10 protein-coding genes are annotated in these 13,521 nt (G+C 61.7%); 4 read left to right on the top strand and 6 right to left on the bottom strand.

Annotated features, from left to right (window positions below; genetic code table 11):
* Positions 1-6 precede the first annotated feature (6 nt).
* The 3 genes from ispG to AMC88_RS21075 all read right to left on the bottom strand — a co-directional run bounded on the left by ispG (position 7) and on the right by AMC88_RS21075 (position 3,488).
* The gene (ispG, locus tag AMC88_RS21085) at positions 7-1,257 is read right to left on the bottom strand and encodes a flavodoxin-dependent (E)-4-hydroxy-3-methylbut-2-enyl-diphosphate synthase (protein WP_064822980.1); all 1,251 of its coding nucleotides are present in this window, start codon (positions 1,255-1,257) and stop codon (positions 7-9) included.
* 196 nt (positions 1,258-1,453) lie between these two features.
* Positions 1,454-2,647: an MFS transporter gene (locus AMC88_RS21080; RefSeq protein ID WP_064822979.1), complete on the bottom strand. Its 1,194-nt coding sequence runs from the start codon at positions 2,645-2,647 to the stop codon at positions 1,454-1,456.
* A gap of 64 nt (positions 2,648-2,711) precedes the next feature.
* Positions 2,712-3,488 carry a DeoR/GlpR family DNA-binding transcription regulator gene (locus AMC88_RS21075; RefSeq protein WP_037115523.1) on the bottom strand — a complete coding sequence of 259 codons (777 nt, stop codon included), beginning with the start codon at positions 3,486-3,488 and terminating at the stop codon, positions 2,712-2,714.
* Positions 3,489-3,729: 241 nt separating this feature from the next.
* Between AMC88_RS21075 and AMC88_RS21070 the strand changes: the two genes are divergently transcribed.
* The 3 genes from AMC88_RS21070 (at position 3,730) to AMC88_RS21060 (ending at position 6,142) form a co-directional block, all read left to right on the top strand.
* Entirely contained in the window at positions 3,730-4,503 is a 774-nt protein-coding gene (locus AMC88_RS21070) for an amino acid ABC transporter substrate-binding protein (protein WP_010017259.1), read from the top strand.
* 200 nt (positions 4,504-4,703) lie between these two features.
* The gene (locus AMC88_RS21065) at positions 4,704-5,384 is read left to right on the top strand and encodes an amino acid ABC transporter permease (RefSeq protein ID WP_004674295.1); all 681 of its coding nucleotides are present in this window, start codon (positions 4,704-4,706) and stop codon (positions 5,382-5,384) included.
* Entirely contained in the window at positions 5,381-6,142 is a 762-nt protein-coding gene (locus tag AMC88_RS21060) for an amino acid ABC transporter ATP-binding protein (protein WP_004674297.1), read from the top strand. Before AMC88_RS21065 ends, AMC88_RS21060 begins: the two co-directional genes overlap by 4 nt.
* Positions 6,143-6,182: 40 nt before the next feature.
* Here the strand turns inward: AMC88_RS21060 and AMC88_RS21055 are convergent, their stop codons facing one another.
* The 3 genes from AMC88_RS21055 to AMC88_RS21045 all read right to left on the bottom strand — a co-directional run bounded on the left by AMC88_RS21055 (position 6,183) and on the right by AMC88_RS21045 (position 11,333).
* Complete coding sequence (locus AMC88_RS21055; RefSeq protein WP_064825872.1) at positions 6,183-6,755, bottom strand: NADPH-dependent FMN reductase; 573 nt, start codon at positions 6,753-6,755, stop codon at positions 6,183-6,185.
* A 184-nt stretch (positions 6,756-6,939) separates the two neighbouring features.
* Positions 6,940-10,404 (bottom strand): pyruvate carboxylase, encoded by a 3,465-nt coding sequence (gene pyc, locus AMC88_RS21050; protein ID WP_004674717.1) that lies wholly within the window; start codon positions 10,402-10,404, stop codon positions 6,940-6,942.
* A gap of 173 nt (positions 10,405-10,577) precedes the next feature.
* Positions 10,578-11,333, bottom strand: a complete 756-nt coding sequence (locus AMC88_RS21045; RefSeq protein ID WP_012485581.1) for a helix-turn-helix transcriptional regulator — start codon at positions 11,331-11,333, stop codon at positions 10,578-10,580.
* A 382-nt stretch (positions 11,334-11,715) separates the two neighbouring features.
* Here AMC88_RS21045 and AMC88_RS21040 point away from each other — a divergent pair, with 382 nt between their 5' ends.
* Positions 11,716-13,479, top strand: a complete 1,764-nt coding sequence (locus AMC88_RS21040; protein WP_037115735.1) for a glucan ABC transporter ATP-binding protein/ permease — start codon at positions 11,716-11,718, stop codon at positions 13,477-13,479.
* Positions 13,480-13,521: the final 42 nt, after the last annotated feature.

The raw sequence follows: 13,521 nt of genomic DNA, 5'->3' as shown, positions 1-13,521 counted from the left end.
CGGTCTTCATTCCGCCGCGGTCCGCTGGCCGAAGCGCTTCTCGATATAATCGACGACAAGTGCTTCGAAATCAGCGGCAATGTTGGGGCCGCGCAGCGTCAGCGCCTTCTTGCCGTCGATGAAAACCGGTGCTGCGGGCGTCTCGCCGGTGCCGGGAAGCGAAATGCCGATATCGGCGTGCTTGCTTTCACCCGGTCCGTTGACGATACAGCCCATGACGGCGACATTCAGCGCCTCGACACCCGGATATTTCTCGCGCCAGACCGGCATATTCTTGCGGATATCGTTCTGGATGTTCTGGGCCAGTTCCTGGAACACCGTCGACGTCGTGCGGCCGCAGCCGGGACAGGCGGCAACGACAGGCACGAACTGACGGAAGCCCATGACCTGGAGGATTTCCTGCGCCACCTGGACTTCGCGCGTACGGTCGCCGTTCGGCTCGGGCGTCAGCGAGACGCGGATGGTATCGCCGATGCCATGCTGCAGCACGAAGCCCATCGCCGCCGACGAAGCAACGATGCCCTTGCTGCCCATACCGGCTTCGGTCAGACCGAGATGCAGCGCATGGTTCGAGCGTTCGGCGAGCATGGAGTTGACGGCGATCAGATCCTGCACCTGGCTGACCTTGGCCGAGAGGATGATGCGGTTGCGCGGCAGGCCGATTTCCTCGGCAAGCGCTGCCGAAAGCAGCGCCGACTGGACGATCGCCTCGCGCGTTACCTGGCGGGCCGAGAGCGGTGAGCCGGCGGCGGCATTTTGATCCATCAGCGCCGTCAGCAGATCCTGATCGAGCGAACCCCAGTTGACGCCGATGCGCACCGGCTTGTCGTAGCGGATCGCCATCTCGATGATCTCGGCGAACTGCTTGTCCTTCTTGTCCTTGAAGCCGACATTGCCGGGATTGATGCGGTATTTCGCCAGCGCTGCGGCACAATCGGGATGATCGGCGAGCAGCTTGTGGCCGATATAATGGAAGTCGCCGATCAGCGGCACGTCCATGCCGAGCCGCAGCAGCCGCTCGCGGATCTTCGGCACGGCAGCCGCACTCTCGTCGCGGTCGACGGTGATGCGCACCAGCTCCGAGCCTGCGCGGTGGAGGGCCGCGACCTGGGCGACGGTCGAGTCGATATCGGCGGTATCGGTGTTCGTCATGGATTGCACGACGATCGGCGCGCCGCCGCCGACGACGACGCCGCCGACATCGACGGCAATGGAAGCGCGGCGCGGTTTCGGATCAAAATCGGCGGCTGAAGACATAAAGAGTTTTTGCACCCCTAAAACATGTCGCGCAACAATCTGCAGCGGTCTGCGGTGACGACATGCGTAAAACAAAGACCTAAAGCGCGAAGCCTTATCTGAAAGACTGCCCGCGCTCTAGAAACAGTGCCTTTCAGGTGGATCAAGCCCAGCGGCTTGTCAACCGCCCCCTGTATCACTTTTGTTTGGAAGCGGCTCAGTGGCCGCCTCCGGAGACGCCGTCGGCATAATGGGCGAGCTTGGAGAACAGGAGGACGACGAGCAGCAGCACCGGCAGCGCCATGAAAACGATCGCAAAACCGACATGCTCGGCGACGAAGCCGATCACCGACGGCGCGACCAGCATGCCGGAATAGCCCATGGTCGTGACGACCGAAATGCCGATGCCGGGCTTCAGGCCGGGGATGTTGCCGGCTGCCGAGAAGGCGATCGGCACCATGTTGGAAATGCCGATGCCGCACAGCGCAAAGCCCAGAATGGCTATCTCGGCGTCCGGCGCGAAACTCGCAAGCAGCATGCCGGCAATGGCAAACAGCGTGCAGACCCGCAGCGTCTTGACGCCGCCCAAACGGTCGCGCACCAGATCGCCGGCAAAGCGCATGATCGCCATGGTCGCCGAGAAGGCTGCAAAACCAAGGCCTGATAGGGCCACGGATGCATTCATTTCCTGGCGAAGGTAGAGCGCGCCCCAGTCGAGAACCGCACCTTCCGGCACCATCGAGAACAGCGCCATCAAGCCGAGCAGCCATGGCAGCGGCACCATCGGCAGTCTGGTTTTTTCCTTCTTGGCGTCGGGATGCGGCGGATCCGCAAGGATAATCGGCCAGGCGAGGGCAAGGAAGATCGCCGCCAGCACGGTCGCCAGCTGCGCATGGCCGAGAATGCCGAGCTTGGCGATCACGATGCCGCCGAGGCCGGAGCCGATCAGGCCGCCGAGGCTCCAGAAGGCGTGGCAGGAGGACATGATGGCGCGGCGCATCGATTGTTCGACCGAGACCGCGTTGGCGTTCATCGCCACATCCATCGCGCCGATGAAGCCGCCGAACAGAAAGAGCGCGATTGCGCCAGTGATGACGTTCGGCGCGAGCGTCAGCGCCAGAAGCAACGGCAACACGCAGACAGCCGTCGCCCGGACAACGACACGCGAGCCATGTCTGGCGATCTGGGCGCCGGCGATCGGCATCATGACCAGCGAGCCGACGCCGAAGACGATGATCATCAGCCCGAGCTCGAACTTGGAGAGCCCGAGACGCTCGGCGAAATCAGGGATCTTCGGTGCCCAGCAGCCGACGACAAAGCCGTTCATGAGAAAGAGCAGGGAAACCGCCGCCCTGCTTCTGGTAAGGAAGCCCCTGCGGACCCCCGACGGCGCATTCACATGACTGTCCATTTTCAGTCTTTCCTCGTTATCGGGTCTTGGGAGCACCCGTTTTCTAAACTCCGCTTGGGCGGCTTCAGTTCGTTTTCTCGGCGATGACGGTCCGGCAGCCGCGCTCGCGGTAGCCGGCGAGGACGGCTGGATCAGCGTCGTGCTCGACGACCAGGCATTCGCAATGCGCAACCGGCAGGATGCTGTGAGGGGCGGCGGTGCCGAACTTCTCCGAGGTTACGGCCGCCAGAACCTTTCTGCTTCTCGACGTGGCGAACCGTTTGAACTCCGCATCCTCGAAGCTGAAGGCGGTGATGCCGGCCTCAAGATCGACGCCGCAGGCGCCGAGGATGCAGAGATCGGGCGAAATTTGCTCCATATCCCGCAGGGCCTTGGCGCCGAGCGCGCCGCCGGTTTGCCGGTCCATCATGCCGCCGATCAGGATGACGCTGACGGCGGGTTTGTCGATCAGCGCCGCGGCAATCGCCGGCGCATTGGTCGCAGCCGTCAGTTCGAGTTCGGCCGGCAAGGCATTGGCAATCGCCAGATTGGTGCTGCCGGCATCGAAGAACACCGTCAGGCCGGCGGCGATCTGTTTTGCTGCGGCCCGCGCCAGTGCCTGCTTCCGGTCGGCGGCAATGCCGATGCGCTGCGTCAGGCTGCCATGCGCCGGCGAGACCGGCAAGGCGCCGCCATAGACCCGCTCGCAGAGTCCCGCCGCCGCCATCTCGCGAAGGTCGCGCCGCACCGTATCTTCGGAGACGCCGAATTCGAGCGCAAGCTCCGCCGCCAGCACGCGGCCGTTCAGCCGCAGCCGCTCGGAAATCACCCCTTGGCGCTCTCGCAACAGAAAATCTTGCATGTTCCTACCGGGTCATGTGTTTAAGTGGTGAAAACATGCATAAACGTTTATGACCGTGCAGACAACATGCACGGCTACACGTTTTCTGAAGCGATGAAACAAGGCGTCCCATGGGCGCTGGGGGCTGAGAAAAATATTTTGCAGTTTCTGCATTTATTCGCAGTTTTCTACGCTTCCGGCGCCCTAGTTTTCTGCAAACTATGCCGGATCCGATCACAACCTCCCAAGGATGGATAAAACAATGAACTGGTTGAAAACCGCCGCCGCCGCTGTCCTCATTCAGGCTGCAGCCCTCTTGCCCGCCCATGCCGGCGAAAACCTTGCCGCCATCAAATCGGCGGGCGTCTTCAAGATCGGCACCGAAGGCACCTATGCGCCCTTCACCTATCATGATGAAAGCGGCAAGCTCGTCGGCTTCGACGTCGAGATCGGCGAAGCCATCGCTGCCAAGCTGGGCGTCAAGGCCGAATTCGTTGAAGGCAAGTGGGATGGACTGATCGCCGGCCTCGACGCCAAGCGCTACGACACCGTCATCAACCAGGTCGGCATCACCGAAGCCCGCAAGCAGAAATATGACTTCTCCGAACCCTATATCGCGTCCAAGGCCGTGCTGATTGTCCGCGAAGGCGACGACAGCATCAAGACCTTCGCCGATCTGAAGGGCAAGAAATCCGCCCAGTCGCTGACCAGCAACTTCGGCAAGCTCGCGACCGAAGCTGGCGCAGAACTCGTCGGCACTGACGGTTTCGACCAGTCGATCCAGCTCGTGCTGACGAAGCGCGCCGATGCGACGATCAACGACAGCCTCTCCTTCCTCGATTTCAAGAAGCATAAGCCGGATGCGCCGGTGAAGATTGCCGCCCAGCAGGAAAATGCTGACTACTCCGGCATCATCATCCGCAAGAACGAGCCGGAGCTTCTCGCCGAAATCAACAAGGCGCTTGCCGACATCAAGGCCGACGGTACGTACAAGAAGATCGCCGACAAATATTTCGGCCAGGACGTTTCGAAGTAAGTTTCTGGAATAAAGTCCCCTCCCCACAAAGGGGAGGGGCTTAACAGCCAACCGCGACATCTCAAACAAAACGATTTCGGCCAGCGGTTCGGTTGCTGTTTTGTGCGGAGCGAAAGACTTGATAAGTCCCTCCCCCTTGTGGGGAGGGGTTGGGGAGAGGTATTCGAGATATCGCCATCCAACCGACGAGAGGGAATTCCTTGCAGCACTGGCTTCAACTGATGGCGGAATCGCTCCCCTCGCTCCTCTGGGCGGGGCTGGTCTTCACCATCCCCCTCACGTTGCTGTCCTTCACCTTCGGTCTGATCCTCGGCCTGGTCACAGCGATCGCCCGCCTCTTCGGTCCCGCGCCGGTCGTGGTCGTCGCCCGTTTCTATGTCTGGGTCATCCGCGGCACACCGCTCCTCGTGCAGCTCTTCGTGATCTTTTACGGCCTGCCGAGCATCGGCATTCTGCTCGATGCCTTTCCCGCCGCCCTCATCGGCTTTACCCTGAATATCGGCGCTTACAGTTCCGAGATCATCCGCGCCGTCATCTCCTCCGTGCCCAAGGGCCAGTGGGAAGCAGCCTATTCGATCGGCATGAGCTGGCGCCAGGCGATGAGCCGCACCATCCTGCCGCAGGCCGGCCGCGTCGCCGTGCCACCGCTGTCGAATACCTTCATCTCGCTGGTGAAGGACACGTCGCTTGCCGCCGCCATCACCGTGCCGGAACTCTTCCAGGCAGCTCAGCGCATCGTCGCCACCACCTATGAGCCACTGATCCTCTATATCGAGGCGGCGCTGATCTATCTGGTCCTGAGCTCCATCCTCTCGCAGCTGCAGGTGCGGCTGGAACGCCGCTTCGCGCGTTATGGCGGCATGCTGGAGGCAAACGCATGATCGAGCTTTCCAACATCGAAAAGCGCTTCGGCGATGCCATCATCCTGAAGGACATCAGCATTCGCATCCCCGAAGGCAGCGTCACGGCGCTGGTCGGGCCCTCAGGCGGCGGCAAAAGCACGCTGCTGCGCTGTATCAACCTGCTCGAAATCCCGACATCAGGTGCAATCCGCCTCGGCGAGGCAGAGCTTTCCTTCGCGCCCGGCAAACGCATCGGCTGGCAGGCGATTCAGAAAATCCGCCGCCAGACCGGCATGGTCTTCCAGAACTTCCAGCTCTTCCCGCATCAAACCGCGATCGAAAACGTCATGGAAGGTCTGGTCACGGTGCTGAAATGGCCTAAGGAGAAAGCCCGCGAACGCGCCACCGAACTCCTGACCAAGGTTGGCATGGCGCACAAGGCCGATGCCTGGCCCTCGACACTATCGGGCGGCCAGCAACAGCGCGTGGCAATCGCTCGGGCGCTCGCGCCGTCGCCGCGCGTGCTTCTGTGTGACGAGCCGACCTCGGCGCTCGATCCGGAACTCTCGGCGGAAGTGGTCGATGTGCTGGGCCAGTTGGCCCGTGAAGGCACGACCATGGTCATGGCGACCCATGATCTGCGTCTCGCCTCCAAGATCGCCAATGACGTCGTCTTCCTGGAAGCCGGCAGCGTGGTGGAAACGGGCAGCGCCAGAGCTATCTTCACGGCGCCGCAGCGCGAACGCACCAAGCGGTTCATCTCGACGATCAACGCGGCGCATAGCTACGATATTTAAGACGGTGCCGGGCTGTCACCCGGCACCGCCGGCATTCCGATCAAGCGGCCGTCACGACGGCGCGCGCGGCCTTCAAGGCGTTGCCCCACCAGGTCAGCTGATCGAGCATGTTCTTGGCGGCTTCGTTGAGATGCGCATAGTCCCCAAGCTGCTTGCCGTCCTTGAGAACGGCAAGATATTCGCTGAAGGCAATATGAACGCCCGTTTTGACCGAAGCTGCACTCATTTCGACGAAAATCAGGCGAAGCTGCTCGACGGCGCGCGCCCCGCCAACGCCGCCATAGCCGACGAAGCCGACCGGCTTCTGGATGAATTCGCCGAGATCGATGGCATTTTTCAGAACCGCCGTCGGCGCATGATTGTACTCGGCGACGGTGAAAATGAAGCCGTCGAATTCGCGCAGCTTCTTCTTCCAGCGCTCGGCGGCTTCGCTTTCCGCTGTCGTTGCGCGCTCTTCGCCGAAGAAATGCATGGGATAGTCGAGAAGATCGAGAACCTCGACTTCGAGATCGGAGCGCTGGCCGACGAGCCCGGCGATCCACTTGGCCGGATGTTCGGCGAAACGGCCAATACGCGTGCTGCCGACGATGACGGCAAACTTCAACTTGCTCATGGAGAGAATGTCCTGGTTGGTCTTGGGGCGGATATACGACTTCAAGTCTATGAGAAAGCCTCCTCGCCAGGCAAGGCGAGGAGGCCGTAAACGCTTCGAAAAATCGTGCTTCCGACAGCCCGATCACACACAATCAGGTGATTGGTGAGGCAGCCAGCCAACTGAACAAGCCTCTCGGCTAGGCTCAAGCGGCATAGACGACAAGCAGGTCCTTGGCATCGATCTGATCGCCGGCCTTGACGAGGATTTCGGCAATCGTTCCATCCTTTTCCGCATGGATCGCCGTTTCCATCTTCATCGCTTCGATGGAGACGAGCACATCACCGGCGCTGACGGCTTGGCCGGATGAGGCGAAGACGCGGCTGATGACGCCGGGCATCGGCGCACCGACATGAGCACCATTTCCGGGCTCGGCCTTGCGGCGCACGGCCGCACCCGTCGCCCCATGGGCCCGGTCCGGCACCTTGATGCGGCGCGGCTGGCCGTTGAGCTCGAAGAAGACGGTGACCATGCCCTGGCTGTCGGTGGCGCTCATCGCCTGGTTGACGATGACGAGCGTCTTGCCTCGTTCGATATCGGCAAACAGCTCCTCGCCGTCGGCCAGCCCGTAGAAATAGGCAGGCGTCGGCAGCACCGAGACCGGGCCATAGGTATCGGAGGCGAGCGCAAAGTCGGTGAAGACCTTCGGATACATCAGGTAGGAAGCGAATTCGAAGTCGCTGACCTCGCGCTCCAGCTTGGTCTCGATGACCTTGCGCTCGGCATCGAGATCGGCTTCCTTCAGCAGCGAGCCGGGACGCACCGTATAGGGCTTTTCGCCCTTTAGTGCCTTCTTCTGCAGTGCTGCAGGCCATCCCGACGGCGGCTGGCCGAGATCGCCCTTCAGCATCGACACCACCGATTCCGGGAAGGAGACTTCGCGCTCGGGGCTGACGACGTCGGCGACCGTCAGGTCCTGGCTCACCATCATCAGGGCCATGTCGCCGACCACCTTGGAGGAGGGCGTCACCTTGACGATATCGCCGAACATCTGGTTGGCGTCGGCGTAGGCCTGCGCCACCTGGTGCCAGCGGGTCTCGAGTCCCAGCGAGCGGGCCTGTTCCTTGAGGTTGGTGAACTGGCCGCCCGGCATTTCATGCAGATAGACTTCCGAGGCTGGGCCCTTGAGGTCGCTTTCAAAGGCGGCATACTGGTTGCGCACCGCTTCCCAATAGAAGGAGATGCGGCGGATCCATTCCGGATCGAGGCCCGGATCGCGTTCGGAGCCGGAGAGCGCCTCGACGATCGAGCCGAGACAGGGCTGCGAGGTATTGCCGGAAAGCGCATCCATCGCCGCATCGACGGCGTCGACACCGGCTTCGACGGCTGCCAGAACGGTCGCGGCCGCAATGCCCGACGTGTCATGCGTGTGGAAGTGGATCGGCAGGCCGGTCGCCTCGCGCAGCGCCTTGAACAGCACCTTCGCCGCCGCCGGCTTCAACAGACCCGCCATATCCTTGACTGCGATGATATGGGCGCCCGCCTTCTCGAGCTCGACCGCGAGGTCGGTATAATATTTCAGGTCGTATTTCGGGCGGGCGGATTTCAGGATATCGCCGGTGTAGCAGATCGCCGCCTCGCAGAGCTTGTTCTCCTCGGCAATCGCATCCATCGACACCCGCATGTTCTCAACCCAGTTCAGGCAGTCGAAGACGCGGAAAAGATCGATTCCGCCTCTGGCCGCCTGGCGGACGAAATATTTGACGACATTGTCGGGATAGTTGGTGTAGCCGACGCCGTTGGCGCCGCGCAGCAGCATCTGCAGGAGCAGGTTCGGCGCGCCCTCGCGGATCAGCGCCAGCCGCTCCCACGGATCTTCGGTCAGGAAGCGCATGGAGACGTCGAAGGTGGCGCCACCCCAGCATTCCAGCGACAAGAGGTTCGGCAGCGCGTGCGCATAGGTGCCGGCGATCCTGGCGATGTCATAGGTACGCATGCGGGTGGCGAGCAGCGACTGGTGGCCGTCGCGCATCGTCGTATCGGTCAGAAGCACGCGCTTCTCATTGCGCATCCATTCGCCGAACCTCTTCGGCCCGAGCGTGTCGAGCAGCTGCTTCGTGCCGTCCTTCACCCCGTTGCCATTGGCATAGGGCACCACCGGCTTGGCGGCGTTTTCCAAGGGCTTCGGTCTGTCCTTGGCCTCGGGATGGCCGTTGACGGTGACATCGGCGAGATAGGTCAGGAGCTTCGTCGCGCGGTCCTGGCGCTTGACCTGCTGGAACAGCTCCGGCGTCGTGTCGATGAAGCGGGTGGTGTAGCTGTTGTCGCGGAATTTCGGGTGGCCGATGATCGCTTCGAGGAAGGTCAGGTTGGTGGCGACGCCGCGGATGCGGAATTCGCGCAGCGCCCGGTCCATACGGGAAATCGCTTCGGACGGGTTCGGCGCCCAGGCCGTGACCTTGACGAGCAGCGGATCATAATAACGGGTAATGATGGCGCCGGAATAGGAGGTGCCGCCGTCAAGCCGGATGCCGAAGCCGGAAGCCGAGCGATAGGCGGTGATGCGGCCGTAGTCCGGAATGAAATTGTGTTCGGGATCTTCGGTGGTGATGCGGCACTGCAGCGCATGGCCGTTCAGGCGGATATCGGCCTGAGCGGGAACGCCCGATTCCGGCGTGCCGATCGCGGCGCCGTCGAGGATATGGATCTGCGCCTTGACGATGTCGATGCCGGTGACGACTTCGGTCACCGTGTGCTCGACCTGGATGCGCGGATTGACCTCGATGAAGTAGAATTTGCCGGTATCGGCGTCCATCAGATATTCGACGGTACCGGCGCCGATATAGTTGGTCGCCGCTGCGATCTTCAGCGAATAGGCAGCCAGTTCCTGGCGCTGCGACTCCGAGAGGTAGGGTGCGGGCGCGCGCTCGACGACCTTCTGGTTGCGGCGCTGGATCGAGCAGTCGCGCTCGAAGAGATGCACGACATTGCCGTGTGTGTCGCCGAGGATCTGGCTTTCGACGTGGCGGGCGCGCTCGACCAGCTTTTCCAGATAGACCTCGTCCTTGCCGAAGGCGGCCATCGCCTCGCGCTTGGCCTCCGTCACCTCGCGGGCGAGATCGGCTTCGGCGCGGATGACGCGCATGCCGCGGCCGCCGCCGCCCCAGGAGGCCTTCAGCATGACGGGATAGCCGATTGCTGCCGCCATCTTCGCCACTTCGGCCATATCGTCCGGCAGCGGCTCGGTCGCCGGCACGACGGGCACGCCGACCGAGATCGCCAGATTGCGCGCCGCGACCTTGTTGCCGAGCTGGCGCATCGTATCGGCCTTCGGGCCGATGAAGATGATCCCGGCCTTGTTGCAGGCATCGACGAATTCCGGGCTTTCCGACAAGAGGCCGTAACCGGGGTGAATGGCGTCGGCACCCGAAAGCTTGGCGACCCGGATCACCTCGTCGATCGACAGATAGCTTTCGATCGGCCCGAGATCGCGGGCCAGATGCGGCCCGCGGCCGACCTGATAACTCTCATCCGCCTTGAAGCGGTGCAGCGCCAGCTTGTCCTCTTCCGCCCAGATCGCCACCGTTTTTATTCCAAGCTCGTTGGCCGCGCGGAACACGCGGATGGCTATTTCAGAGCGATTGGCAACGAGTATCTTGGAAATGGGCAAAACTGTCTCCTCCGTCGTTCAGACGCGGGCATGCTGCACCCGCGAAGAAAATTCTTAACTTCTTGTCACAGGAAGTTCAATTTGTCTTGCGACTGCGAAACGCACTTTCTCGCCATGCGAAGACATGTCGACTGGCAGTATGCAGCGATTTGGGCGAAATGGATAAGAAAAGCTCAGCTTATCAGGCCATGGCGGAAAGCGAGCGCCACCGCCTGTTGCCGGTTCTTCGCCTTCAGCTTGCCCTGCAGGCCATTCATATACCAATCGACGGTGTGGTTCGAGATCTTCAGCATCTTGCTGATCTCCATCGACGTCATGCCTTCGGCGAGATAGTGCAGGATTTCCATCTCGCGCCGCGTCAGCGGCGTCTCAGCCGGCAGCACCGTCTCCAGCGCCTCGGCCTCGCCGGTCAGCTCGAGCAACCGCCAGAAGGTTTTGCGCGCCACAGCCTCGAGCAAGGCGATTTCCACCGGCGACAATTCGATCGGTCTGCCGCCGAGACTGAGGCTGCCCAGAATGCCGTTGCGCCCATGGATCGGAAAGAGATAGCCGTCCTCCAATCCGTGGCCGAAGGCATCGACCATCATCTGCTCCATACGGCGCCGATGCGCGTCGCTGTTGAATGCCGCCATGCTCTCCCGCCAGCGGAAAGGCCGCTGCGCATGGGTGAGATAGCGCACCATCGGATCGATCCGGATATATTTTTTTGCGGCATATATCTGCAGCCATCGTTCGGGCCAGCGGCCGGCCAGCGGTGCAGCCCGCAGTTCCGAGTTCTGCTGGGCCGGTGTCTGCTGCAAATGGCGTAGCAGACCGTAATACTCGAAGCCGGAACCATGCAGGACCTGCTCGAGCTCGTTGACGACGGCATCCGGATTTGGGCACTCTTCCAGAATTACAAGCACTTGAATTAACGAATTAATATTCACAAAACGCCCCTTGTCCGGACCTTAAGTCCGCATCCAGGCCGCTGGCGGCTTTTCAATTTGGTCGCGAAACGGTCTTCAACATGCAGTCTTTAATTTCAATGCTGTGCTAAACATTTATTAAAATGCAAGCGCAAATTGTCGTGGCATATATTCCGCCAGAAATTCGGTTGCCAGACCCTGATGCTGAAAAATATGAGCGATCTTCACGCAATCTGCTGTTCTATGCTACTGATGCGGCTCCGATTTCTCCGCAGAAAGCGATAGAGCCTTCGGCTTAATTCCTCCCGCGGCTGGACCCTGAATACTCCGTTAATCGCCGGTTCAGGTAGCCTTTTGTAGCATCCCACCATTCCCGTTTTCGCAGATGCACAAGAGGTTAGACGTGTCGCTATTCAAGGTCTATGCAAGAGCTCTGCGCTATCTTGGCGCCTACAAGCTCCGCGTATCCCTGGTCGTTATCGCCAATATTGTTCTGGCGACCATCACCATTGCGGAACCGATCCTGTTCGGTCGCATCATCGATGCGATCTCGGGCAAGGGTGAAGTCAAGCCCATCCTGTTCATGTGGGCGGCCTTCGCCGTGTTCAACACCATCGCCTTCGTCCTGGTATCGCGCGAGGCCGACCGGCTTGCTCATGGCCGGCGGGCCACGTTGCTGACGGAGGCTTTCGGCCGCATCATTTCCATGCCGCTCGCCTGGCATCACCAGCGCGGCACCTCCAACGCGCTGCACACGCTGCTGCGCGCCTGCGAGACGCTGTTCGGCCTTTGGCTGGAATTCATGCGCAACCACCTGTCGACGGTCATCGCGCTTGCCCTTCTGGTGCCGACCGCAATGTCGATGGACCTGCGCCTGTCGGCCGTCCTCATCGTGCTCGGCATTGCCTACTGGCTGATCGGCCGCGTGGTCATGAGCCGCACCAAGGATGGCCAGGCGTCGGTTGAGAACCACTACCATACCGTCTTCTCGCATGTCAGCGACTCGATCAGCAACGTGTCGGTTCTGCATAGCTACAACCGCATCGAGGCCGAAACCAAGGCATTGAAGTCCTTTGCCGACCGGCTGCTCGAAGCGCAGTATCCGGTGCTCGACTGGTGGGCGATCGCCAGCGCGCTGAACCGCATGGCTTCGACGATCGCGATGATGGTCGTCCTGATCATCGGCACGATGCTCGTCCAGTCCGGCCAGCTGCGTGTCGGTGACGTCATTGCCTTCATCGGCTTTGCCAACCTGCTGATTGCCCGCCTCGACCTGATGCGTCAATTCGCCACGCAGATCTTCGAGGCGCGTTCCAAGCTCGAGGACTTCTACACGCTCGAAGATTCGGTGCGTGAACGTGAAGAACCGGCCGGCAACGGCGAGATCAAGAACGTCAAGGGGGCGGTCGAATTCCGCGACGTCTCCTTCGGCTTCGGCAACAGTTCGCAGGGTCTGCACAATGTCTCCTTCTCGGTGAAGGCCGGCCAGACGGTTGCGATCGTCGGCCCGACCGGCGCCGGCAAGACGACGCTCGTCAACCTGCTGCAGCGCGTCTACGATCCGCAGGGCGGCCAGATCCTCGTCGACGGTACCGATATCACCAAGGTGACCCGCAAATCGCTGCGTCGCCATATCGCCACGGTCTTCCAGGATGCGGGCCTGCTGAACCGCTCGATCAGCGACAATATCCGTCTCGGCCGCGAGGGTGCCAGCGAAGAGGACATGCGCCGGGCGGCCGAAGCTGCCGCCGCCGCCGACTTCATCGAGACCCGCGAGGACCGTTACGACACGCATGTCGGCGAACGCGGCAACAAGCTCTCGGGCGGCGAGCGCCAGCGCATCGCGATTGCCCGCGCCATCCTCAAAGACGCGCCGATCCTGGTGCTCGACGAGGCGACCTCGGCGCTCGACGTCGAGACCGAAGCCCGCGTCAAGTCGGCGATCGACAATCTGCGTGAGAACCGCACTACCTTCATCATCGCCCACCGCCTCTCGACGGTCCGCGAAGCCGATATGGTGCTCTTCCTGGACGACGGCCGCGTCGCCGAGCAGGGCAGCTTCGACGAGCTCAGCCACAGCAACGGCCGCTTCGCCGCTCTGTTGCGCGCCAGCGGTATCCTGACGGACGACGAAGTCCGCAAGGCCCACGCCACCGAAGCCGCCTGATCGGTCGGGTTTCAAAATAAAGGCCGGAAGGTAGCTCTGAAC

This window comes from Rhizobium phaseoli (assembly GCF_001664385.1).
Taxonomy (GTDB): domain Bacteria; phylum Pseudomonadota; class Alphaproteobacteria; order Rhizobiales; family Rhizobiaceae; genus Rhizobium; species Rhizobium phaseoli.
The sequence above is the reverse complement of the archived record's forward strand: the minus strand, read 5'-3'. Positions and strand labels throughout refer to the sequence as shown.